The sequence below is a fragment of the Bradyrhizobium sp. WSM2793 genome (assembly GCF_000379585.1).
Classification (GTDB): domain Bacteria; phylum Pseudomonadota; class Alphaproteobacteria; order Rhizobiales; family Xanthobacteraceae; genus Bradyrhizobium.
This window is the reverse complement of sequence record NZ_KB902846.1, coordinates 122522-146321: the sequence shown is the minus strand read 5'-3', so window position 1 is coordinate 146321 and position 23800 is coordinate 122522. Positions and strand designations below refer to the sequence as shown.

Below are 23800 nucleotides of genomic sequence, written 5' to 3'. Positions count from 1 at the left end.
GATATGAATTACGGCATCGCATTCACGCCGCTTGTTCCCGCGATCGTGTTGTGGCTCGCGCTCGCCGCGATCGTCGTCATCGCGCTTCTGCTGCTGGTTGCGCGCGCGCGCGGCGCCGCCGTGCGCGTGGCCGCGCTGGCGCTGTTCCTGCTCGCGCTCGCCAATCCCTCCTTCACCCGCGAGGACCGCGATCCCCTCACCTCGGTTGCCGCCGTCGTCGTCGACAAGAGCCCGAGCCAGAATTTCGGCAACCGCAATCGCGAGGCTGCGCAAGCGCAGGAGGCGCTGGTCGACGGCCTGAAGAAGGTCAAGGGGCTGGAGGTCCGTGTCGTCGAAGCCGGACAGGCCGACGGCGAGACCGACGGCACCAAGCTGTTCGGCGCCCTCGCCTCGGCCTTGTCGGACGTGCCGGTCGACCGTGTCGCCGGCGCGTTCCTGATCACCGACGGCCGCGTCCACGACATTCCGGCCAGCGCCACGGCGCTCGGCTTCCAGGCGCCGGTGCATGCGCTGATCACCGGCCAGAAGGACGAGCGCGACCGCCGCATCGCGATCACGGCGGCGCCGCGCTTCGGCATCGTCGGCCAGACCCAGACCATCAGCTATCGCCTCGACGACCAGGGCGTCTCCGGCGAGCGCGCCAAGGTCACGATCCGCAGGGACGGCGAGGTCATCAACGAGCGCACGCTCTCGAGCGGCCAGGCCGCGAGCGTCGACGTCGACATCAAGCATGCCGGCCCGAACATCGTCGAGATCGAGGCCTCGCCGCTCGAGAGAGAGCTGACGCCGGTGAACAACCGCGCCGTCGTCGCCATTGACGGGGTGCGTGACAAGCTGCGCGTGCTGCTGGTCTCGGGCGAGCCGCATTCGGGCGAGCGCACCTGGCGCAATCTGCTCAAGTCCGACGCCAGCGTCGATCTCGTCCATTTCACCATTCTGCGCCCGCCGGAGAAGCAGGACGGCACGCCGATCAACGAATTGTCGCTGATCGCGTTTCCGACCCGCGAGCTGTTCCAGCAGAAGATCAACGAATTCCAGTTGATCATCTTCGATCGCTACGCCCGCCAGGGCGTGCTGCCGATCGCCTATTTCGACAACATCGCGCGCTATGTCCGCGGCGGCGGCGCGGTGCTGGTCTCGGCCGGCCCCGACTACGCCTCCAACACCAGCATCTGGCGCACGCCGCTGGATTCGGTGCTGCCGGCAGAGCCCGTGGGCGTGACGGAAAAGCCGTTCTATGCGCATCTGTCCGACATCGGCAAGCGCCACCCCGTCACGCGCGCCCTGGAGGGCTCCGCCAGCGAGCCGCCGCGCTGGAGCCGTTTCTTCAGGACCGTCGACACCCGCAATTCCGTCAACCCGCCGGTGATGACGGGAGCCGACGGCAAGCCGCTTCTGTTCCTGTCGCGCTTCGGCGAGGGCCGCGTCGCGCTTCTGCTCTCCGACCACATCTGGCTGTGGGCGCGCGGTTATGAGGGCGGCGGCCCGCATCTGGACCTGCTCAGGCGAATGTCGCACTGGCTGATGAAGCAGCCGGACCTCGACGAGGAGGCGCTGCGTCTGCAGGTGCAGGGCAAGAACCTCGTCGTGGTGCGTCAGACCATGGCCGACAGCGTCCAGCCGGTGAGCGTGACCTCGCCGTCCGGCGCGTCGCAGGATCTGACGCTGAGCCCCGGCGATCCCGGCGAATGGCGCGCCAGCCTTCCCGCGAGCGAGCTCGGCCTGTGGCAGGCCACCGACGGCACGCTGAAGGCGCTGATCAATGTCGGCCCGACCAATCCGAAGGAGTTTTCGGAGGTCACCTCCACCGTCGAGACATTGAAGCCGCTGACGCAGGCGACCGGCGGCAACGCCGTGCGCGTGGCCAGCGGCGCCGACGTCGAGCTGCCGCGCATCCTGCCGGTGCGCTCGGCCAGCGTCTTCGCCGGCGACGGCTGGATGGGCGTGCGGATGCGCGACGCCAGCGTCGTCAAGGGTGTCGGCGTGCTGCCGATCTTTGCCGGGTTGATTGGCCTGCTGCTGCTGCTCGGCGCGTTTGCCGCGACCTGGGTCCGCGAGGGGCGGTAGTTGCCCGAAGCTTGATTGGACGAGACTCGCGTAGCGCCGCGACGGCGGTGCGTTCCCTCCTCCCTTGTGGGGGAGGGCTAGCGAGGGGGGTAGCCCAGGAAAAGGGGCCGGTAGTTGACGATGCATCGGGCCTGTGCGCGACGGTGAGAGTCCCCGTGTGGCACCCCCCTCCCTGCCCCTCCCCCACAAGGGGGGAAGGCACGGAGAGAGCAACGCTCCCCGCTGAACTGGACTTGAATCCATCGTGTCTAGTTGCCCGAACGACACATCGGGCCGGCTGCCTGCACAGACAGGCCTGAGGCGCCGTTGACATCCGCCGACCTCTCGCGCGATGTTATATTGTAACGTCGCGACGTCAGGGAATTGATGTGCCGCGACGTGGGGTGGCTTTTCCAGATGAAGTGGTTCCGGTCGAATATCAGGCACGGCGCCCGGCTCGCGTTGTTCGCGATGCTGGTGCAGTTCGCGCTGACGTTCGGGCACAGCCACTGGTTCGCGCAGGCCGCGCCGCTTGCCCAGGCCTCGCTCCAGCAGACCGACAGCCCCAAAGGTGCCGCGATCGACCGCGCCGCGGTCCAGAAGCAATCGCCCGCCGCTCCCGACCGCGAGCATCAGGGCGAGGACAATTGCGCGATCTGCGCCGTCGTCGCGATGGCGGGCACCGTCATATCGGCAACGCCGCCCGTGCTGCTGCTGCCGCAGGCGATCGAGCTGCTCCACCGCACCACTGATGCCGAATTTCTCCATCTGAAATCGGCCGGCACGGCGTTCCAGCCGCGCGCCCCTCCCGCGTCCTGACTCTCAACATCGCTTGATCACGCCCGGGCGCCGCGCATCGGCAAATACCCGGGAGAAGTTGAAGTCGAATTCCGTCGCGCCGCGACGGCAGGCCGCCTCCCGATCAAAAGACCATCACGCGGACGGCGCCTGAATGGAATCAGGACCATGTCATTCAAATTGCGACGCGCGCAGCGTCTTGGCGGAGCAAGCCTGCTCCTGCTCGGCGCTGCCGCCACGCCTGCTTTCGCCCAAACGCCTGCGCAAGACAAATCGTCGACCGAGATCCCCGCCGTCACCGTGACGGCGCCTAGCCCCATCGTGCGCAGAGCGGTGGTGCCGTCGCGCAATCCGGGCCGCGGCACGCGGACCGCGCGAGTGCGCAGCCGCCAACAAGCGGCGGAAGCAGAGCCGGCGGCCGCTGTGCCCGCCGCGCCTCAGCAGGGCGTGCTGCCTATCGTGACCAACCAGTTCGCGACGGTCACGGTGGTGCCGAACGAGGAGATCCGCCGCGAGGGCGGCGGCCAGCTCGGCGATCTCCTGTTCTCCAAGCCCGGAATCACCGGCTCGAGCTTCGCGCCCGGCGCCTCCAGCCGTCCGATCATCAGGGGTCTCGACGTCAACCGCGTCGGCATCGTCGAGAACGGCACCAATTCGAGCGGCGCGTCCGATCTCGGCGAGGATCATTTCGTCCCGATCGATCCGCTCGCGACCAACCAGATCGAAGTGGTGCGCGGGCCCGCCGCGCTGCGCTACGGCTCGACCTCGATCGGCGGCGTCGTCAGTGCCACCAACAACCGGATTCCGGATGCGGTGCCGAACTGCGCGCCGTCATTCCAGGCTTACGGCCTGCCGACCAAGGCGCCGCTCGCGACCGCCGCGACCTCGCCTTGCGTCACTGCCGAGACCCGCACCGCGTTCTCTTCGGTCGATCGCGGCGTCGAAAGCGGCGTGCTGCTCGACACCGGCGGCGGCAATTTCGCGTTCCACGCCGATGCCTATGGCCGCACGACCTCGGACTATTCCATCCCGAGCTATCCCTATCTGCACGATCAGTCGCGCCCCGTGAACGGCCGCCAGCCGAACTCGGCGACGCGCTCGGACGGCGCCTCGATCGGCGGGTCCTATTTCTTCCAGGGCGGCTATATCGGCGCATCGATCACGCAGAACGACTCGCTCTACCACATCCCCGGCATCGACGGCGCCGACCACCGCACGCGGATCGACGGCCATCAGACCAAGATCAACGTCAAGGGCGAGTATCATCCCGACGCCGCCACGATCGACGCCGTCCGCTTCTGGGCCGGCGCGACCGATTACCGCCACAACGAGATCGGCCTTGCCGATCCCGCCGACCTCAACAGCGACGGCATCAGGCAGACCTTCACCAACAAGGAGCAGGAAATCCGCACCGAGGTGCAGCTGATGCCGTTCAACGCGCGCTTTGCCGAGGTGACGACCGCGCTGGGCTTCCAGGTCGGGCACCAGGAATTGAGCGCGCCGAGCCCGGACAATCCCGGCACGCTGTTCAACGGGCTGTGGGATCCCAACAACAGCACGCGCGTTGCCGGTTACGCCTTCAACGAGTTCAAGTTCACGGAGGCGACGCGGGCGCAGATCGCCGGCCGCATCGAGCATGTCGAGCTGCACGGCACGACGCCGGACTTCCCGGCCGACTATTTGCCCGACGGCACGCCGCAGGCGGCGATCGCGCGCAATCCGTCCTTCACGCCCAAGAGCGGCAGCATCGGCCTGCTGCAGGATCTGCCGGGCGGCATGGTCGGCAGCATCACCGCGCAATATGTCGAGCGCGCGCCGAAGGCGGCCGAGCTGTTTTCACGCGGCGGCCATGACGCGACTGCGACCTTCGACATCGGCAATCCCAACCTCACCATCGAGACCGCCAAATCGGTCGAGCTCGGCGTGCGCAAGGCGACGGGGCCGTTCCGCTTCGAAGCGACCGTCTACTACACGCATTTCGACAATTTCATCTATCGCCGCCTCACCGGCGTGTCCTGCGATGACGACTTTGCCTCCTGCGGCACGCCGGGTGCCGAGCTGAACCAGGCGGTGTATTCGCAGCGCAATGCCAATTTCCGCGGCGGCGAATTCCAGTCGCAGCTCGACGTCGGCGCGTTCCAGGGCGGCATCTGGGGCATCGAGAACCAACTCGACGTGGTCCGCGCCACCTTCAGCGATGGCACCAACGTGCCGCGCATTCCGCCGGTGCGGATGGGCGGCGGCGTGTTCTGGCGCGACGACAACTGGCTGATGCGCGTCAACCTGCTGCACGCCTTCGCGCAGAACAACATCGCCGTGATCGCCGAGACGCCGACGGCGGGCTACAATCTGTTGAAGGCCGAGGTCAGCTACAAGACCAAGCTCGACCGCAACTGGTTCGGCGCGCGCGAGATGATGGCCGGCATCGTCGGCAACAATCTCCTCAACGAGAACATCCGCAACTCCGTATCCTACACCAAGGACGAGGTGTTGATGCCCGGCATCGGCGTGCGGGCGTTCGCGAACTTCAAGTTCTGACGGTGATCAAGCCGGGGCCCGCGGGCCCCGGCAACGACGGGGTGTCAGGCGCGGCCGCGCGCGTCATTGACAGCATCGTAGCCCGGATGGAGCGCAGCGAAATCCGAGGCGGTGCATCTGTAGCGAGAGGTTTCCCGGATTGCGCTTCGCTCCATCCGGGCTACGGACTACGCGTCAGCCGTTTCTCGAAGCGCCACTGATCCACAGGGAAAGGCCCCTTCGAGGTTTCTGACATCATCACAAAGGTGCCGGCGTTGCGCCAGCCGCTCTTCTCGTAGAACCGGGCGGCACGCATGTTGCCGACCGCGCAGGCGAGCCACGCCAGCTCCACGCCACGCGCGGCGAGCCGTGCTTCCGCATCGGCGATCAGCGCCGCAGCCACGCCCGTCCCGTGGGCGGTTGGCGACACGAAGAGCTGATACAGTTCATCGCCCTTGAGGGCGCAGAAGCCAAGCGGCGTACCGGAGGGGCCGACGGCGCAGATGTCGGCAAGCATGACTGCGAGGCGATCGCGAAAGCTCGCCAGCGTGCGGAGGCGGACCAGTTCGGGCGGCGCAAGATGCGCATGCGACCCGTGCCAGGCATCGTGCCACAGCTGCGCGAGGTGGTCGATCTCAGTGGAATCGGCTGGACGCACCCGCATTGGCGATACTCCGTATGAGCCTCGTAGCCCGGATGAACGAAGCGACATCCGGGGGCGGTGCATCTGCATCGACAGGTTTCCCGGATATCGCTTCGTTCATCCGGGCTACAGGCTACGAGCCTGACGCCCTATCCTGCCCGCGCCTTGCTCCAGTCCGGGCCGACCGGGCCCGACACGCCTTCGAAGGCGCCATCGACGAGCTCGAACACCAGGATGCGGGCGGCGTCGACGGGACCCGGCATGGTAACGCGGCCCTTCGGGACCGGCTTGAAGCCGACACGGCTGTAATAGGGCTCGTCGCCGACCAGCAGCACCAGGCGGTGACCTTTCGCCTTCGCGTCCTTTAGCGCGCGCTCCATCAGCAGACGGCCGACACCGCGGCCGCGGAACGGCGGCTCGACCGTCAGCGGGCCGAGCAACAGCGCCGGCGTCTCGCCGACCAGCACCGGCAATTGCCTGACCGAGCCGACCAGCAGCGTGCCGATGCGCGCGGTGAAGGACAATTCGAGCAGATGGTCGACGTGCTCGCGGATCCGGTAGGCGCTGAGCACGAAGCGGCCGGGACCGAAGGTACGTTCGTGCAGCCGCTCGATCGACTGGGCATCGCCGGCGGCTTCAGGGAGGATGGTCAGTGAGAGATCGGTCATGTCAATTCGCGGGATAGCACCTGAACGCAGCGCGGTCCATCGGGCAGCGGCCGCGCTCAGCTCCTTTTCGAGGTCGAGGGGAGAGGTGTTCCGAAACCCTCGGCTTGCATTCGTTCAACGACATCTCCTGATGCATCAGCACAGGCCGACCTCAGCGCCACGTCGCAATCATTGGCCGGCCGTCCAGCACTTCCGCGATCCGCAGCCGCGTCCCTCGGGTGGTGCCCTCGGGCAGCGCCGTGAGCGCGAAGAACCCGCATTCGACGATCTCGCGATTGGGCTCCGGCGGGCGATCCTGCCTGAACTGCCTGACGACGTAGACCGCGACGTGGTCGCGGCGGGAAATATGGCTGTTGAGGAAGATGCCGTGCAGCACGGCCTCGCCGGTGAGGTCGATATCGCCCTCCTCCTTGAGCTCGCGCCGCATCGCCTGCTCCATGCTCTCGCCGTGATCGACGCCGCCGCCGGGCAGGTACCAGCCGCTGACATAGCTGTGCCTGACCAGAAACACCCGATTCTCGGCATCCAGCACCACGGCGCGGACGCCGAGCGTCATGCCGCGGACGATGAGGAAATAGGCGTGGAAGACTCGCCGCAGCAGCGGCTCGAATTTTCGTCGAATGCGGTCCAGACGATCTCCCATCAGGCTTCCTTGAGGCCGCTGTCCCGGCGCCGCTTGCACAGTCCCCGCGACCTTGCCATTACAACGGAGCAATAGCGAGGCAATCGCACGCCATGACTCCCAACACGCTGGCCCCCTTCACGCTCGCCCATCTGTCCGATCCGCATCTAGCGCCGTTGCCGAAACCGCGGCTGATCGAGCTCGCCGGCAAGCGCGTGCTCGGCTACGTCAACTGGACGCGTAACCGCCACAAGTACCAGCGCCGCGAGGTGCTCGATGCGCTGGTCGCCGACATGAAGGCGCAGGCGCCCGACCACATCGCGGTGACGGGCGATCTCGTCAACCTCGCGCTGGAAGCCGAGTTCGCTCCTGCCCGCGCATGGCTCGAAGGCGTCGGCCCGCCCGACCGCGTCACCACGATTCCCGGCAATCACGACGCCTATGTCCGCGCCACCTCGCATCGCTTCGGCGAGACGTTTGCGCCCTATCTCGCCGGTGACGACGGCGGCATCGGCTTTCCATCCGTGCGCCGGCGCGGACCGCTCGCGCTGATCAGCCTGTCCACGGCGGTGCCGACCCTGCCCCTGATGGCGACGGGCACGCTCGGCCGCGATCAGCTCGACTCGCTTGCAGCAATGCTCGAACGGCTCGCGGCCGAGGACGTCTTCCGCGTGCTGCTGGTGCATCATCCCCTGAAGTCCGATGCGCGGCAGAAGCGGATGACCGATTCGGCCGCGCTGCTGACGCTGCTCAAGCGCCACGGCGTCGAGCTGATCCTGCACGGGCACGACCACATTCATTCGACGATGTGGTTCGAGGGTCCCAACGGCAACATTCCCGCGCTCGGCGTGCCCTCCGCCTCCGCGCTCGCGCACGGGCGCTACCCGGCGGCGGCCTACAACCTTTTCAGAATCGAGAAGGACAATGCCGGCTGGCGCTGCGAGCAGACGGTGCGGAGCCTCGGGGCGGGATTTCAGATTGGGCAGATCAAGCATGTGAGGCTGATCTAGTTCGATGTCATTGCGGGGCGCGCGATGCGCGAGCCCGGAATCCATCGGGCCGCAGAATTGGTGGATGAATGGATTCCGGGCTCGCGCCTTTGGCGCGCCCTGGAATGACGGCGGAGAATACCTCACCAGCTCCGCAGGGCCGCCAACAGGGCGAGGCCGAACAAGGCGGCGGCGCCGAGCACGAAGCCGAACACGAACGGCCACAGGCGCGAGCGGCGCGGCGGCGGCGCCACTGCGGGCTTCGGTTCGGGCGGGACCACCATCGCGTGCTCGCGCTCGACCATGCGGCGCGCGACATAATCGGTGACGGCCTCCACGATCACAGCGGTGTCGTGCGATTCGGCGAGCACGATGCGGCCGAAGCGGGTGTCCTGGACGAAGCGGTACATCCGCTTGTCGCGCCCCATCACGATGTGGGCGACGACATCGATCCAGAGTCTGGGCGTATCGCCCTGGCTGATGCCGCGGTCAAACAGATCGATCCTGTCGGGCACCTGCGCGAACAGGGGATCGAGCGCGTCGTTGAGGATCTCGAGCCGCGCCACCTCGGCGTCCCTGAGATCGACGACGACGCCGGTCCGATCGGCCGCCTCGATCCGCGCGCGCAGCAGCGCATCGCGCAGCCGCACCGGGCGTGGCTGGCCGGGATGGGTCCCGCTGGTTTCGGGCTCTGACATTGTCGGCCTCGTCCTCGACTTTCCTCCATTAACCTATCAGCAACCTTGAGGCCCGCAAAGGGTCCATAATTCCAGATACTTACGGCACCCACAGGCGATTGACCTGTGCCAAAAACAGACGATCCCACCCAGGCAGAGCCTGGATGGGACCATCCGTCCTTGGACGTCTTCTTAATTCAGGTCGGCACCAGGCCCTTTAGGCCGAGACGCGCGACGGCTCTTCCACGATGGAGAAGCGGACGCCGGCCTTGTGGCGGTTCTCTTCCGAGACCGTGCGCCAGGCGTCCTCGGCCTCCTTGCGGGTCTTGAACGGACCCTGCACCTGGGCCGAGCCTTCCACGAGCTTGTGGAAGTTCATCGAACCGAACTCGCCGCCGATCACCCAGAAATTGCTGCCTTTGGTCATTGTCAGTCTCCTGTCCAATAGCGTGCTGCGTTAGCCGAACTGGTTCATCGTGTTGTGGACGCCGCCCGCCTTCAGGGCAGCCTCGCCGGCGAAGTATTCCTTGTGGTCGTCGCCGATGTCGGAGCCGGCCATGTTCTGGTGCTTGGCGCAGGCGATGCCCTGACGGATCTCGGCGCGCTGGACGTTCTTGACGTAGCCGAGCATGCCCTGGTCGCCGAAATATTCCTTCGCCAGATTGTCGGTCGAGAGCGCCGCCGTGTGATAGGTCGGCAACGTGATCAGGTGATGGAAGATGCCGGCACGCTTGGCCGAATCCGCCTGGAAGGTGCGGATGCGCTCGTCGGCTTCCTGCGCCAGCGGCGTATCATCGTATTCCGGCTTCATCAGCTCGGCACGGTTGTACTTGCTGACGTCCTTGCCGGCTTCCTTCATCGCGTCGTAGACCTGCCAACGGAAGTTCAGCGTCCAGTTGAAGGACGGCGAGTTGTTGTAGGCGAGCTTCGCGTTCGGGACCACCTTGCGGATGCGATCGACCATCTTGGCGATCTGCTCGATATGCGGCTTCTCGGTCTCGATCCAGAGCAGGTCCGCGCCGTTCTGCAGCGAAGTGATGCTGTCGAGCACGCAGCGGTCTTCGCCGGTACCCGGGCGGAACTGGTAGAGGTTCGAGGGCAGCCGCTTCGGACGCATCATCTTGCCGTTGCGGTTGATGATGACGTCGCCGTTGCGGGCGTTCTCCGCGGTGATTTCCTCGCAATCCAGGAAGCTGTTGTACTGGTCGCCGATGTCACCGGGCTTGTGGCTGACGGCGATCTGCTGCGTCAGGCCGGCGCCGAGCGAGTCGGTGCGGGTCACGATGACGCCGTCTTCGACGCCGAGCTCGAGGAAGGCGTGGCGGCAGGCGCGGATCTTCGCGATGAACACTTCGTGCGGCACGGTGACCTTGCCGTCCTGGTGACCGCACTGCTTCTCGTCCGAGACCTGGTTCTCGATCTGCAGCGCGCAGGCGCCCGCTTCGATCATCTTCTTGGCGAGCAGATAGGTCGCCTCGGCGTTACCGAAGCCGGCGTCGATGTCGGCGATGACGGGGACGACATGGGTCTGGAAGTTGTCGATCTTCTCGATCAGCTCCTTCTCGCGGGTCTTGTCGCCTTCCTTGCGCGCCTTGTCGAGCAGACGGAAGATGTCGTTGAGCTCGCGCGAGTCGGCCTGGCGCAGGAAGGTGTAGAGCTCCTCGATCAGCGCCGGCACCGAAGTCTTCTCGTGCATCGACTGGTCGGGCAGCGGGCCGAACTCGGAGCGCAGCGCCGCGATCATCCAACCCGAGAGATAGAGGTAGGTGCGATCGGTCTTGCCGCCGAAGTGCTTCTTGACCGAGATCAGCTTCTGCTGGGCGATGAAGCCGTGCCAGCAGCCGAGCGACTGGGTGTACTTGGTGGGGTCGTTGTCATAGGCGGCCATGTCGGCCCGCATCAAGGCGGCGGTGTAGCGGGCGACGTCGAGACCGGTCCTGAAGCGGTTCTGCAGGCGCATGCGTGCGACGGCCTCGGCCGTCACCCCGTTCCAGGTCGGCTGGGTCTTGAGGAGCGCCTGGGCCGCCTCGACCTCGTTCTGATACGAACCCGGGCCCTGAAGGGTGCTGATGCCGCGCGGCTGGTAGTTCATGTGCCTGATCCTTTCGCTGACGATGGCGATGCTAGCCATCGACATTCTTGACAGTGCATTGCGAGATGCGTGTCAGGAGCTAAACGCGAAAACAGAAACTTCGGATAGATGGCTTGTTTTTTATTGGTGATGTCGTGTAACATCGGAACATGTAATAGATGTTATTTTGTAAATCTTGTAAAAATTATAGGTCAGTTATTCTGTCCTTAATGTGCACGGAGTCCTGAGAAATGCCCGCCAATTCCGGCAAGAAACTCTTCGTCGGCCCGCGGTTCCGCAGGATCCGGCAGCAACTGGGGCTTTCGCAGACCCAGATTGCCGAGGGGCTCGGGATCTCGCCGAGCTATGTCAACCTGATCGAGCGCAACCAGCGCCCGGTGACGGCGCAGATCCTGCTCCGGCTGGCCGAGACCTATGACCTCGATTTGCGCGACCTCGCCACCGCCGACGAGGACCGTTTCTTCGCCGAACTCAACGAGATCTTCTCCGATCCGCTGTTCCGCCAGATCGACGTTCCCAAGCAGGAGCTGCGCGACCTCGCCGAGCTCTGCCCCGGCGTCACCCATGCGCTGCAACGGCTCTACGCCGCCTATACCGAGGCGCGCCAGGGCGAGACGCTGGCGGCGGCGCAGATGGCCGACCGCGACGTCGGCACGCGCTTTGAGGCCAATCCGGTCGAGCGCGTCCGCGAGCTGATCGAGGCCAACCGCAACTATTTTCCGGAGCTCGAGCAGGCCGCGGAGGCCCTTCGCGATGAGCTGAACGTGCCGGCCGAGGGACTCTATGCAGCGCTCGCGGCGCGGCTGCGTGAGAAGCATTCGATCCAGACCCGCGTCATGCCGGTCGACGTGATGCGCGAGACGCTGCGGCGTTTCGATCGCCATCGCCGCCAGCTGCTGATCTCCGAGTTGGTCGATCCGCCCGGCCGCGCCTTCCAGCTCGCCTTCCAGCTTGGCCTCGGCGAATGCGCGCAAGCCCTGGAGAGCATCATCGGCCGTGCCGGACCGCTCGACGACGCGCCGCGCCGGCTGTTCCGCATCACGCTCGGCAACTACTTTGCAGCGGCCGTGATGATGCCCTACCCCGCGTTCCTCGCCGCGGCCGAAGCCCTGAATTACGACATCCACGTGCTGGCGCAGCGCTTCAATTCCGGCTTCGAGCAGGTCTGCCACCGGCTCACCACCCTGCAGCGGCCGAACGCGCGCGGCATTCCGTTCTTCCTCTTGCGCGTCGACAATGCCGGCAACGTCTCCAAGCGCTTCTCGTCCGGCACTTTCCCGTTCTCGAAATTCGGCGGTACCTGTCCGCTGTGGAACGTGCACTCGACCTTCGACACGCCCGATCGCCTGCTCAAGCAGGTGATCGAGCTGTCCGACGGCACGCGCTATTTCTCGATCGCGCAAATGGTCCGCCGCCCCGTCGCGCCGCACCCGCTGCCGCAACCGCGCTTCGCCATCGGCCTCGGCTGCGAAATCCGTCACGCCGCGCGCCTGACCTACGCCGCCGGCATCGACCTGGAGAAGACCGAGGGCACTCCGATCGGCGTCAACTGCCGCCTCTGCGAGCGCGAAAACTGCGCCCAGCGCGCCGAGCCGCCGATCACGCGCACGCTGATTTTGGACGAGACGACGCGGCGGGTATCGAGCTTCGCGTTCTCGAATGCGCGGGAGTTGTGACGGGCATTCTCTCCTTCGTCATGGCCGGGCTTGACCCGGCCATCCACGCGCTACAGCGTGCGAGGAAAGACGTGGATGCCCGGGACAAGCCCGGGCATGACGACCGAACATGCGGCCGCTGCTCGCCACTATCGCAAACAAGGCCCTACGCCAGCGTATGCACGATCACCGGCCCCGCAGCCGCGCTCGCATGGCCGGCAAGCAACGGCCCGAGATCCTTCTCGATCCAGGCGATCGCCCGCCGGTTCGCCTCCTCCGCCTGCTCGAACTTGTCGAAGATCGAGATCGCGGTCACGGTATCGTCGCCGGCATAGACGACGTAATAGGCACGGAAACCGTCGACGTCGCTGATGATCGGAACGGCGCCGTCCTTGATGCGGCGCGCCAGCTCTTCCGCGCTCCCGCTTTTCGCCTTGGCCTGACGGATGGCGGCATACATGGCATCCTCCCCTTCCGGCTGTCTGGACTTTTGGGCTTTGTGCCCGGAGCCGATGTTACGCCGAAGCCCGCCGCCAATCCACGCTTGGTTAACCCCGCACTAATCTGCCGCAGCGATCTGCAACCAACGGTTAAGCACGCCTCAACATCGCTGCCTTAGTCTTGCCCCACTCACCTTTCGCAAACAACGGTGGCCTATTCTGCCGGGCGAAGTGACATCAGGGGGTTCATCATGCGCATTGCGTTGCTGCTGACCGCAACCATTGTCGGCGCGCTCTTCGCCAATCCATCCCAAGCCGGATCGCTCGACGCCGATGCAGCGCAGTCGCTGCCGCCGGGCTTCCAGAGCTATCGCGGCTACATGTTCGACCTGTCGGAGAATTCCGACCGCAAGGATGTCGACAAGCTCACCGACAATCTGAAGAGCCAGATCGACGCGGTCGAGGCGGCCGGCCTGTCGCCGCGCGTGCTGCGCTTCTTCCGCACCGTGCCGATCATCGCCAGCGAGCTCGCCTGCCTCGACGAAGGTGCCGCCACCGCCTGCTACGGCCGCGTCGCTCCCAACGTCGAACGCCGCGTGCCGCGGACGCTGACGGTCTGGGACCACGACAAGCAGCGCTGGACCAATCCGAACGCCGTCGACCTCGCGGTCGATTCGGGCCTCGGCGTGATCATGCTGCGGCCGGACATGATGCGCTACGAAAAGGAAGCGGTGCTGCTGCACGAGCTGCTGCACGCCTACCACGCGCGGCTGTTGCCGGACGGCTACGCCAACAAGGGCGTGATCGCCTATTTCGCCCTTGCCAAGTCCAAGGACTTGCTGCCCAAGGAGTCCTATGCGTTGAAGAACCCCATGGAGTTCTTTGCCGTGACCGCCAGCATCTTCCTGGCCGGAAAGAGCGAATTCCACGATCCGAAGTCGCGCGAGACGCTCAAGGAGAAGATGCCGGACTATTACAAATATCTGGTCGGCGTGTTCGGCTTCGACCCGGAGCCGGCGGCGGCAAACGGCCCGGTCGCCTCGCTGAAGTGAGGCGAACGTCGAGCTGCCTCAGCCAGATCAACCAAAGAGCCGCGCGAAATGCGCGGCTTTTTTGTTTTGCAGGCCGGAAGCTGCGGATGACGCCCAGGCGGGAATTGCCAAGGCGGGGCCCGATCTGCATAGTCCCGCCCGCATCGAGACCCATTTTCGAAGAGGATAGAACAACATGGCGGACGCCGACCTGGATGTCGTGATCCGGCAACTGGCCAGACAGCTGCATACGGGCCTGATGACCCGCGCCAAGGAGCGGCGGGATCGCTTCAACGGCCTGGCGGCCAAGGCCAAGGGCAAGGAGACCGGCGACCGCTTCAAGATGATGGCCAAGGCCACCATGGAGCAGGCCACCGCCGCCGCCAAGCGCCTGCAAATGTCCGCCGACAACGTCGCCGACAGCTACGCGCGGTCAATGCGGCTTGCCGCCAGTACCCCGGTGGCGGCGAAGGTCGAGAAGAAGGCGAAGGAAGAGAAGCCGGCGAAGAAGGCCGCGAAGGCGAAGAAGGCCAAAGCCAAGAAGGCGAAGTAGGCGGACGAGAAGTATCTCTCCGCACAATCAGCGCCGTAGGGTAGGCAAGCCCACGCGTCTGTTGCCGTATTGTAGAGATCGTGGGCACGGCGCAAGGGCGCCTTTGCCCACCCTGCGATTCCAGGATTCGGTGGATAGAGCCCCCTCACTGCCTCGGCACTGACACCTGCGTCGGCTCGGCGCTGGCGAGTTCGGCGAGCCTGGCGCGCGCGGCTTCGCGGGTGCGACCGTCCTTGCCGGCGGGCAGCGCCAGCGCCGCCTCGAAATCGGCGCGCGCATCGTCGGCCTGGCCGCGGGCGAGGAACGCCAGGCCACGGTCGAGGCGGGCCTGCGCATCCGAGGGGTCGAGGCGAACCGCCGTGTTGTAGCTCAGAATCGCGCGGTCGAGATCGCCGGTGGCGGCGAGCGCGAGACCGCGCTGGTGATAGGGCGCGGCGCGCTTGGGATCATGCGCGATCGCCTCGTCATAGTCGGCGATGGCGAGCTCGAGGTCGCCGTTCTGACGGCGCGCGAGCGCGCGGTCGCGATAGAGCGAGGCGCGGTTGGGATTGAGGTGAATGGCCTCGTCGAAATCGGCGACCGCCCGCCTGAAGTCGCCGTGGCGCAGCGCGATCCGTCCGCGCCCCTCATAGGCAAAGGCGATCAGCGATCCGCGCAGCGGCGAGAAGCCGATCACGGCGGAGCAGATGTCGGGATCGTCCTCGTCGCCGCAATTGACGACCATGTGCGTGGACAGGCCGACGAGCACGCACAGGACGATCAGCAATGGTACGGCAGCTCTGGTCATCTTCGACGGTGGCCGGCAGCGGGCCGGTCACGCATCCCCTTTCGAAGGAAGTGTCTCGCCGGGGTCTTAACACCGGCTCGGACCATCCTGTGTGCGCCAGGTCACAAAGCCGACCGTAAATTGCCGCAGGTTCCATCTCAGCCCCAGGGACCACGCGAGGACGAGCGCCCCCATGGGCTGCGTGGCGGATAGTTCTCATTGGCGCCGACCGACGGCGCCGGCCGCGTGCCGAGCTCGGCCGCGAGCTGCTGAAGCGCCGCAATGCGGTTCTGCGTCGAGGGATGGGTGGCGAACAGATTGTCCACGCCATGGCCCGACAGCGGATTGATGATGAACATGTGCGCGGTCGCGGGGTTTCGCTCGGCCTCATAGTTCGGCCCCTGATGCGCGGCGCCCTCGATCTTCACCAGCGCGGAGGCCAGCCACATCGGCTGCCCCGCGATGCGCGCACCGAGATTGTCCGCGGCATATTCGCGAGTGCGGCTGACCGCCATCTGCACCAGCATGGCGCCGAGCGGGGCGAGGATCATCATCAGGATCGAGCCGACGATGCCGAGACCATTGTTGTTCTCGCGGTTGCCGCCGAAGAACATGCCGAACTGCGCCAGCATGGAGATCGCGCCGGCGATGGTCGCAGTGATCGTCATCAGCAGCGTGTCGTGATTCTTGATATGGGCGAGCTCGTGCGCGATCACGCCGGCGAGCTCCTCGCGGCTGAGCTGACGCATCAGGCCGGTGGTGACGGCGACCGCGGCGTTCTCCGGATTGCGCCCGGTCGCGAAGGCGTTGGGCTGCACCTCATCCATCAGGAACACGCGCGGCATCGGCAAGCCTGCCCGGCCCGCAAGTTCCGCGACCAGCCCGACCAGCTCCGGTGCGGTCGAACGATCGACCTCATGGGCGCCGTACATCGAGAGCACCATGCGGTCGGAGTTCCAGTAGGTGAAGAGATTGGTCGCGGCGGCAATAACGAGCGCGATCATGGCGCCAGAGGCGCCGCCGATCAGATAGCCGACGCCCATGAACAGGGCGGTGAGGCCTGCGAGTAGCATTGCGGTACGAAAATAGTTCATGGCCGTCTCCCAAGGCGGCCGCGGGCGAACCTCTGGCCGGCACCCCGGAGGTATGAATGCTGCCTGCGACCGCAAGGTTCGTGCGTCGCCCGGCCGCACATTCCATCGCGGCGTCAGTCTTTCCCGCGCCGCTAAAGCTTGAGCGGGATTTGCGCAAAAACACGCGCGGACGTTTAGCAACCTGGAAAGCGCAATCGCGGCTTAATTCGCGGTAACCGGGCACGCCGCGCGGTCGCAGCGCATTGACCGGTTCCGTTGGCACCCCGTCAGCAAGGTGACCCGTCATGATGGACCGCTCGAGCGCCGCCTCCCTCGATCCCGCATCTGCTCCCTCCCCTCACGACGCCAAGATCGACGCCAAGATCGACGCGAGGACTGACGCGAAGGGATTGCAGGAGGCGCTGTACGAGCAGATGTTCGTCAATGACGAGCCCGGCCCCGCGCCCGATGCGAAGACAGAGCCGGAATCGCAGCGGCGCTGGCCACGTCTGAGGCGCGGCGCGAAGATCGCGATCGGACTTGCGCTCATCGCCATTTTCGGCTGGCTGCCGCTGCGCGCGGTCTGGGAGTATTCAAGCGTCGAGGCCGTATTGAATTCCCGCCTCGTTACCCTGCGCACGCCGATCGGCGGCCGTGTGGCAGCCGCGCAGCGCTTGACCGACCAGGCCAGGCTCGACGCCGGGACCGTGGTCCTGCGCGTGGTCAACCCGCGTGGCGATCGCACCCGGCTCGACGATCTCCGGCGGCAGAAATCGCGCCTGGAGAACGAGCGGCCGAGCCTTGCCGCCAAGCTTGCCTCGGCCCAGGCCGCGCAAAAGGACCTGGCGCGGCAGGCGACGCAATTCCGCGACGGGCGCGTGCTCCAGCTCGAGGCCCGGATCGCCGAGATCCAGACCTCGATCGAGGCCGCGGCAGCGCGGCGGGAGGAAGCCAGTGCCGCGGTCGACCGGGCTTCCTCGCTGGCGAAATCCGGCAACGTCTCGACCGTCGAGCTGGCACGGCTGACGCGCGAGCTCTCCGTGTCGCAGCAGATCGAGCTCGGTGCGCGCAAGCGGCTGGACGCGGCCATGGTCGAGCTTGCCGCGGCACGGAACGGCTCCTTCCTCGGCGACAGCTACAACGACCGGCCAAGCTCGGTGCAGCGCGAGGAAGAGATGCGCCAGCGTGCCGGCGACCTCGACGCCGACCTCGCACGCATCGACACCGAGATCGCCTGGCTCGCCAGCGAGATCATCACCGAAGAGGTTCGCTTCGCCGATCTGTCCGAAGCCAACATCACGACGCCCGTCGCAGGGCGCGTCTGGGAGATGATGACCTCGCCGGGCGAGGACGTGCAAGCCGGCCAACCGCTGCTCAAGGTGCTCGATTGCAGCAGCGCCGTCATCACCGCGAACGTCACCGAGAACGTCTACAACCGTTTGCAGCTCGGCGACCACGCGACCTTCGAGCCGAACGACGGTGGTGCGCCGATCTCCGGCACCGTGGTCAACCTGACCGGCGCCGCCGGCGCGCCCGCCAATCTCGCCATCAATCCCGACGCGCTGAGCAAGGAGCCCTATCGCGTGACCGTTGCGCTCGGTGATGGCGCTGCCCACGCCTGCACGGTGGGACGCACCGGCCGCGTGGTGTTTGCAAGGCAAGAGACCGCGCCGTGACGACGGCGCTGACGCCCGGCCTGATTGCGCTCGGCGCCTTCATGGCGATCGTGCCGCTGCTCAGGCGCGACAGCACGATGGCACGCTCGTTCCTGGCCATCGTGTCACTCGTTTTCCTGCTCCGCTATCTCCATTGGCGCGTCACAGCGACTCTCCCGCCGCCGCATCTGACCGCGGATGCCGCGGTCGGCTATCCTTTCATGCTGCTGGAAGCGGCCTCGCTCGTGGCGGTCAGTTTGTCTCTGCTGTTCCTGAGCCGAACAATCGATCGTTCCAGATCAGCCAGGATCGACAGCCGCGCCTTCGATCCCGGCGCACCGCTGATCGACGTCTTCATCTGCACCTATAACGAGGAACGATCGATCCTCGAGCGCACGATCATCGGCGCGACCGGCATGGCGTACGGCAACTACCGCGTCTGGGTGCTCGACGACGGCCGACGGCCCTGGCTGCGGCGCCTTTCGGGTGAACTCGGCTGCCATTATCTCACGCGGCCCGACAACCATCACGCCAAGGCCGGCAATATCAATCATGCGCTCCGGCATGTCGGTGCGATGCCGAAGCCGCCGCACTTCGTGGCCATCCTCGATGCGGACTTCGTGCCGCGGCCCGACTTCCTGGCGCGGACCATCTCGCTCATGGACGATGCTTCGGTCGGGGTGGTTCAGACGCCGCAGCACTTCATCAATCCCGACCCGATCCAGAGCAACCTTGCTGCAACCGACGTTTGGCCGGACGAGCAACGCTTCTTCTTCGACATCCTGCTGCCGGCCAAGGACGCCTGGGGCGTCGCATTCTGCTGCGGCACCTCATCGCTCATTCGCTACGACGGACTGGTGCGGGTCGGCGGGTTTCCAACCGATTCCGTCACGGAAGACTACCTCGTCACGCTTCGCCTGAAGGAGCACGGTCTCAAAACGATCTATCTCAACGAGCGGCTGACGATCGGGCTCGCGCCGGAAGGGTTGAAGGAATACATCACCCAGCGCGCCCGCTGGTGCCTCGGCTTGATGCAAATCGTGCGCGGCCGCAGCGGACCGCTCTCGCGCGAGTCGAAGCTTTCCTTCATCGACCGGCTCTCGCTGGTCGATGCTTTCATGAGCTGGTCCGCGGTCTACACGTCGAAGGTGGCGGGCCTCGTGGTGCCCTGGCTGTTCCTGCTGTTCGGCATCAAGGCGGTCCGGGCCCACCTGAGCGAGCTGCTCCGGTTCTTTCTGCCGTTCTATGTCTGGCACAGCCTCAGCATGGCCTGGCTGTCGCACGGCCGTTCGCTGGCCATGATGACGGACGTGTCGCAACTCATCGCCGCGCCCGCAGTGCTGAAGGCGGTGGCAACTGGTCTGCTGAAGCCGAAAGGACACAAGTTCAAGGTCACGGCGAAAGGCGGGGACCGGGACAGGAGATTTGTCGAATGGCCGCTGCTGCGGCTCTATGGCACCGCGCTTCTCGTCACGCTCGCGGCCATCGCCTATGCCTTCATCCTGCACCTGCGCGGCGAGAACATCGCCTACGGCGGGCTGGCCCTGGCCTGGAGCCTCTACAACGCGTTCATCCTCACCGTGGTCTGCTTCGTCTGCATCGAGCAACCGCGCAAGCGCAAGGCGGAGCGTTTTGATCGCAACGAGACGGTGCTGCTGCGCCAGCACGGCAAGTCGCATCTCGCGCGGCTCGCCGACATCTCGATCACCGGCGCCCGCCTGATCGATCCCGATCCGCCGCACCCCGGCAGCGGGATCGAATGCCGGATCTATGGCCGCCCGATCGCCGCGGTCGTGGTGCGGCAGACCGCGGATGGATTCGCGGTGCGTTTTGAGGAAGGCATGGATACACGCGTGCATGCGATCAGGGCGTTCTATGCCGGCGAGTATGTTCGCGCCTATCAGGGCGTCAGGGCGCTCCCGGTCGGGAAAGCGCTGCTGATGCGGCTGTTCGGCTAGACCGGCATCCACTCGCATCCCATATGCTGGCATGGCACGGAAGGGATGGCCTGAGGCCATCACTTCACCTAAACTTCGGGCGAATCCACGCCTGCCCCTTCCCCGCCGGAACCCCTATGGTCCAGACCCGATTTCTGATCGCGGCCGTCGCGCTCCTCGCATGCTCCGCCACCGCCTCCGCCCAGTTCGCGCCGCCGCCCGCCAAGCCCGTGGCGCCCAGGACCACCGCAGCCTCGCCGCGTGCGGCGTCCTGCCATAACGGTGCGAGCTTCGATCGCTTCCTCGCCGACGTGAAGCAACAGGCTGTGGCCGCCGGCGTATCGCAGCGGACGATCGCGGAGGCTTCGCCCTACCTCGTTTACGACCAGGGCATCGTCAACCGCGACCGCGGCCAGCGCGTGTTCGGCCAGCTCTTCACCGAATTCGCCGGACGCATGGCGGCGCCCTATCGCATGCAGAACGGCCAGCAGCACATCAAGCAATACGCTGCCGCGTTCGCACGAGCCGAAAAGGAATATGGCGTGCCGCCGGCGGTGATCGCCGCGTTCTGGGGGCTGGAGAGCGACTTCGGCGCCAACATGGGAAATCTGCCGACGCTGAAATCGCTGGTGTCGCTGGCCTATGACTGCCGTCGCTCGGAGATGTTCGTGGGCGAGACCATCGCCGCGCTGAAGATCATCGACCGCGGCGATCTGCATCCCGACGAGATGATCGGCTCCTGGGCCGGCGAGCTTGGCCAGACCCAGTTCCTGCCCGTGCATTACGTCAGCTACGCCGTCGACTATGACGGCGACGGACGGCGCGACCTGTTGCGGTCGCCAGCCGACGTGATCGGCTCGACCGCGAACTACATTGCCAACGGCCTGAAGTGGCGGCGCGGCGAGCCGTGGCTGGAAGAGATCAAGGTGCCGCAAAACCTGCCATGGGATAAGACCGATCTCACGGTGCGAGAGCCGCGCTCGACATGGGCGCAGCTTGGCGTCACCTATCCCGACGGCCGGCCGCTGCCGAATGACAATCTCGCGGCCTCGGTGCTGCTGCCGATGGGACGCAATGGTCCGGCCTTCATGGCGTATCCGAATTTCGCGGCCTACACCGAGTGGAACAACTCGTTGATCTATTCGACCACCGCGGGCTATCTCGCCTCGCGCATTGCAGGTGCCGCACCGATGCGCAAGCCGACGGCGCCGGTGGCGCAGCTGCCGTTCAACGAGCTCAAGGAATTGCAGCAACTGCTCGTGCGTGCCGGCTTCAATGTCGGCAAGGTCGACGGCGTGCTGGGCCAGCAGAGCCGCGCGGCCGTCAAGGCGATGCAGATCAAGCACGGCCTGCCGGCCGATTCCTGGCCGACCGCCGAGCTGCTGGCGCGCATGCGCGGCGCCACGGCGCAGGCCCAGCCGGCGGGGACGGTGCGTTAACTGATCTATCCGTAGTCATTCCCCGCGAAGGCGGGGAATCCAGTACGCCGCAGCTTCTCGGTTCAATCACCGCCGTCTCGGAGTACTGGATCGCCCGGTCAAGCCCGGCGATGACAACCGAGGATTGGCTATGAGAGCGGAGGTTGTAGCAACGATCGCGGGGGAGTGGCGCGGTAGAATTTTCGCACTGCACAAGCAGCTTCCCGCGATTGTATTTTTCCGTGAGCCTCCCATGTGAGTAGCTCAGGTTTTCTCCTGAGATTTCCCATTCACAAGCGAGCATCACATGTCCTTCTACGACGCCGTCGTCCCCGCCTATTTGCAAATGCTGAACAGCGTGACCGGCCTGCTCACCAAAGCCGAGGCGCATTGCGCGGCCAAGAAGATCGACCCGAGCGTGCTGCTCGGCTCCCGCCTCTTCCCGGACATGCTGCCGCTGTCGAAGCAGGTCCAGCTCGTCAGCGATTTCGCCGCCAAGGGCTGTGCTCGGCTGACTCATAGCGAGGTGCCCTCCACGCCTGACACCGAGACGACCTTCGCAGAGCTGAAGCAGCGGCTGGCCAAGACCATCGACTATGTGAAGTCGTTCAAGCCCGAGCAGTTCGAAGGTGCCGAGACCAAGGACGTCACCTTCCCCGCGGGCCCCGACAAATCCATCACCATGAAGGGCCAGCAATTCCTGAGCGCGTTCTCACTGCCGAACTTCTATTTCCACGCCACGACCGCCCACGGCATTTTGCGCCACAATGGCGTCGAGATCGGCAAGCGGGATTTTATGGGCGCGAACTGATTTGCGAAATCGCACGGCCGTGGCAGTCGTAATCCACTGTCACGGCCAAAATCGCACATGAATTATGCTACGCGGGCCCCGTTGCGTAGCTCGCCTGCACTTTCCGTATGGCTTCTCCCTTGCGCCCGATGTCGCGATGCACAAGTGTTCGGGACCTCACACCCCTGGAAGCATTCCCCATGAGCCGTTCGACCAACCTGTTTGAGACCTACAAGCTCGGCCCGATCACGCTGGCCAACCGCCTGGTCATGGCGCCGTTGACGCGCAACCGGGCCGTGCCCGGCACATTTGTGCCCGGTGCGCTCGCCGCCGATTATTATGGCCAGCGCGCCTCCGCAGGGCTCCTGATCACCGAAGCGAGCCAGGTCTCGCAGCAGGGCCAAGGCTACCAGGACACGCCCGGCATCTACAGCAAGGACCAGGTCGCCGGCTGGCGCAAGGTCACCGACAAGGTGCATGAGCGCGGCGGCAAGATCTTCATCCAGCTCTGGCATGTCGGCCGCATCTCGCATGTCGACCTGCAAGCGAGTGGCGCAGCCCCGGTGGCGCCGAGCGCGATCCGCGCCAAGGGCAAAACCTTCGTGAACGGCGGCTTCGCCGACGTCTCCGAGCCCCGCGCGCTCCAGCTCTCCGAAATCCCCGGGATTATCGACGATTTCAAGCGCGCCACGAAGAACGCGCTGGAGGCCGGCTTCGACGGCGTCGAGATTCACGGCGCCAACGGCTATTTGCTTGAGCAGTTCGCCAAGGACGGCGCCAACACGCGCACCGATGCCTATGGTGGCTCGATCGAGAACCGCGCGCGGCTGATGCTGGAGGTGTCCAGGGCCGTCGTGGCCGAGGCCGGCGCCGACCGTACCGGCATCCGCATCTCGCCGGTGACGCCGGCCAACGATATCTCGGATTCCAACCCGCAAGCCCTGTACGACCATATCGTCGACGGCCTCAGCGCGCTGAAGCTGGTCTATCTCCACGTCGTTGAAGGCGCCACCGGCGGCCCGCGCGACATCGCGCCGTTTGATTATGCATCCTTGCGCAAGCGCTTTGCCGGCGCCTATGTCGCCAATAACGGCTACGATTTCGATCTCGCCACCAAGGTGCTGGACACCAACGCGGCCGACCTCATCGCCTTCGGCAAGCCGTTCATCTCCAACCCCGACCTCGTCGAGCGGCTGAAGCAGGGCGCAGCGCTGAACGACTGGGACAAGACCACTTTCTACGGCGGCGGCGCGAAGGGGTATACGGACTATCCGACACTCGCAGCCGAGCCGGCGGAGTAACGACCAACCACACGGCAGCTGTCATGCCCCGCGAAAGCGGGGCATCCAGTACGCCGCGGCCTCTCGGTTCAATCGCGACCGTCTCGGAATACTGGATTGCCCGCCTTCGCGGGCGATGACACCCAGTGT

The 23800-nt window shown here is 65.7% G+C and carries 21 protein-coding genes; 12 read left to right on the top strand and 9 right to left on the bottom strand.

Annotated elements, in window-relative coordinates:
- The first annotated feature begins 3 nt into the window (after window positions 1–3).
- The 3 genes from A3AS_RS0141400 (at window position 4) to A3AS_RS0141390 (ending at window position 5382) form a co-directional block, all read left to right on the top strand.
- Window positions 4–2067, top strand: coding sequence for a membrane protein (locus A3AS_RS0141400; protein WP_018323290.1), 2064 nt, complete (start codon window positions 4–6; stop codon window positions 2065–2067).
- A 396-nt stretch (window positions 2068–2463) separates the two neighbouring features.
- Window positions 2464–2865, top strand: coding sequence for a DUF2946 family protein (locus A3AS_RS0141395; protein WP_018323289.1), 402 nt, complete (start codon window positions 2464–2466; stop codon window positions 2863–2865).
- A gap of 147 nt (window positions 2866–3012) precedes the next feature.
- Entirely contained in the window at window positions 3013–5382 is a 2370-nt protein-coding gene (locus tag A3AS_RS0141390) for a TonB-dependent receptor (protein WP_018323288.1), read from the top strand.
- A 160-nt stretch (window positions 5383–5542) separates the two neighbouring features.
- Here A3AS_RS0141390 and A3AS_RS0141385 read toward each other — a convergent pair whose 3' ends face one another.
- From A3AS_RS0141385 to A3AS_RS0141375, 3 genes are all read right to left on the bottom strand, one after another.
- The gene (locus A3AS_RS0141385) at window positions 5543–6025 is read right to left on the bottom strand and encodes a GNAT family N-acetyltransferase (RefSeq protein ID WP_018323287.1); all 483 of its coding nucleotides are present in this window, start codon (window positions 6023–6025) and stop codon (window positions 5543–5545) included.
- A 128-nt stretch (window positions 6026–6153) separates the two neighbouring features.
- The gene (locus tag A3AS_RS0141380; protein ID WP_018323286.1) at window positions 6154–6672 is read right to left on the bottom strand and encodes a GNAT family N-acetyltransferase; all 519 of its coding nucleotides are present in this window, start codon (window positions 6670–6672) and stop codon (window positions 6154–6156) included.
- Window positions 6673–6823: 151 nt separating this feature from the next.
- Window positions 6824–7315: an NUDIX domain-containing protein gene (locus tag A3AS_RS0141375; RefSeq protein ID WP_018323285.1), complete on the bottom strand. Its 492-nt coding sequence runs from the start codon at window positions 7313–7315 to the stop codon at window positions 6824–6826.
- 107 nt (window positions 7316–7422) lie between these two features.
- On the opposite strand from A3AS_RS0141375, the gene A3AS_RS0141370 reads away from it, so the two are divergent.
- Window positions 7423–8304, top strand: a complete 882-nt coding sequence (locus A3AS_RS0141370) for a metallophosphoesterase (protein ID WP_026202906.1) — start codon at window positions 7423–7425, stop codon at window positions 8302–8304.
- 122 nt (window positions 8305–8426) lie between these two features.
- On the opposite strand, the gene A3AS_RS0141365 is transcribed toward A3AS_RS0141370, so the two are convergent.
- The 3 genes from A3AS_RS0141365 to A3AS_RS0141355 all read right to left on the bottom strand — a co-directional run bounded on the left by A3AS_RS0141365 (window position 8427) and on the right by A3AS_RS0141355 (window position 11052).
- Window positions 8427–8981 carry a hypothetical protein gene (locus A3AS_RS0141365; RefSeq protein ID WP_018323283.1) on the bottom strand — a complete coding sequence of 185 codons (555 nt, stop codon included), beginning with the start codon at window positions 8979–8981 and terminating at the stop codon, window positions 8427–8429.
- A gap of 196 nt (window positions 8982–9177) precedes the next feature.
- Window positions 9178–9387: a hypothetical protein gene (locus A3AS_RS0141360; protein ID WP_018323282.1), complete on the bottom strand. Its 210-nt coding sequence runs from the start codon at window positions 9385–9387 to the stop codon at window positions 9178–9180.
- 30 nt (window positions 9388–9417) lie between these two features.
- Complete coding sequence (locus tag A3AS_RS0141355) at window positions 9418–11052, bottom strand: isocitrate lyase (protein ID WP_026202905.1); 1635 nt, start codon at window positions 11050–11052, stop codon at window positions 9418–9420.
- A gap of 230 nt (window positions 11053–11282) precedes the next feature.
- On the opposite strand from A3AS_RS0141355, the gene A3AS_RS0141350 reads away from it, so the two are divergent.
- Window positions 11283–12728: a short-chain fatty acyl-CoA regulator family protein gene (locus A3AS_RS0141350; RefSeq protein ID WP_018323280.1), complete on the top strand. Its 1446-nt coding sequence runs from the start codon at window positions 11283–11285 to the stop codon at window positions 12726–12728.
- A gap of 145 nt (window positions 12729–12873) precedes the next feature.
- Here the strand turns inward: A3AS_RS0141350 and A3AS_RS48760 are convergent, their stop codons facing one another.
- Complete coding sequence (locus tag A3AS_RS48760; protein WP_014497428.1) at window positions 12874–13167, bottom strand: antibiotic biosynthesis monooxygenase; 294 nt, start codon at window positions 13165–13167, stop codon at window positions 12874–12876.
- A gap of 231 nt (window positions 13168–13398) precedes the next feature.
- On the opposite strand from A3AS_RS48760, the gene A3AS_RS0141340 reads away from it, so the two are divergent.
- Together A3AS_RS0141340 and A3AS_RS0141335 are read left to right on the top strand one after the other, a co-directional pair.
- Window positions 13399–14199, top strand: coding sequence for a hypothetical protein (locus A3AS_RS0141340; RefSeq protein WP_026202904.1), 801 nt, complete (start codon window positions 13399–13401; stop codon window positions 14197–14199).
- 175 nt (window positions 14200–14374) lie between these two features.
- Window positions 14375–14731, top strand: a complete 357-nt coding sequence (locus A3AS_RS0141335; protein ID WP_018323278.1) for a hypothetical protein — start codon at window positions 14375–14377, stop codon at window positions 14729–14731.
- 145 nt (window positions 14732–14876) lie between these two features.
- On the opposite strand, the gene A3AS_RS0141330 is transcribed toward A3AS_RS0141335, so the two are convergent.
- A complete protein-coding gene (locus A3AS_RS0141330; RefSeq protein ID WP_018323277.1) occupies window positions 14877–15518 on the bottom strand; it encodes a tetratricopeptide repeat protein in 642 nt (213 codons plus the stop codon).
- 137 nt (window positions 15519–15655) lie between these two features.
- Window positions 15656–16591 (bottom strand): zinc metalloprotease HtpX, encoded by a 936-nt coding sequence (htpX, locus tag A3AS_RS0141325; protein ID WP_018323276.1) that lies wholly within the window; start codon window positions 16589–16591, stop codon window positions 15656–15658.
- A 284-nt stretch (window positions 16592–16875) separates the two neighbouring features.
- On the opposite strand from htpX, the gene A3AS_RS0141320 reads away from it, so the two are divergent.
- From A3AS_RS0141320 to A3AS_RS0141300, 5 genes are all read left to right on the top strand, one after another.
- Window positions 16876–18246 carry an HlyD family secretion protein gene (locus A3AS_RS0141320; protein ID WP_018323275.1) on the top strand — a complete coding sequence of 457 codons (1371 nt, stop codon included), beginning with the start codon at window positions 16876–16878 and terminating at the stop codon, window positions 18244–18246.
- Window positions 18243–20183 (top strand): glycosyltransferase, encoded by a 1941-nt coding sequence (locus tag A3AS_RS0141315; RefSeq protein ID WP_018323274.1) that lies wholly within the window; start codon window positions 18243–18245, stop codon window positions 20181–20183. Before A3AS_RS0141320 ends, A3AS_RS0141315 begins: the two co-directional genes overlap by 4 nt.
- Window positions 20184–20299: 116 nt before the next feature.
- A complete protein-coding gene (locus A3AS_RS0141310) occupies window positions 20300–21601 on the top strand; it encodes a lytic murein transglycosylase (RefSeq protein ID WP_018323273.1) in 1302 nt (433 codons plus the stop codon).
- A gap of 286 nt (window positions 21602–21887) precedes the next feature.
- Window positions 21888–22391 carry a DUF1993 family protein gene (locus A3AS_RS0141305; RefSeq protein ID WP_018323272.1) on the top strand — a complete coding sequence of 168 codons (504 nt, stop codon included), beginning with the start codon at window positions 21888–21890 and terminating at the stop codon, window positions 22389–22391.
- Between the two features lie 179 nt (window positions 22392–22570).
- Window positions 22571–23671, top strand: coding sequence for an alkene reductase (locus tag A3AS_RS0141300; RefSeq protein WP_018323271.1), 1101 nt, complete (start codon window positions 22571–22573; stop codon window positions 23669–23671).
- Window positions 23672–23800: the final 129 nt, after the last annotated feature.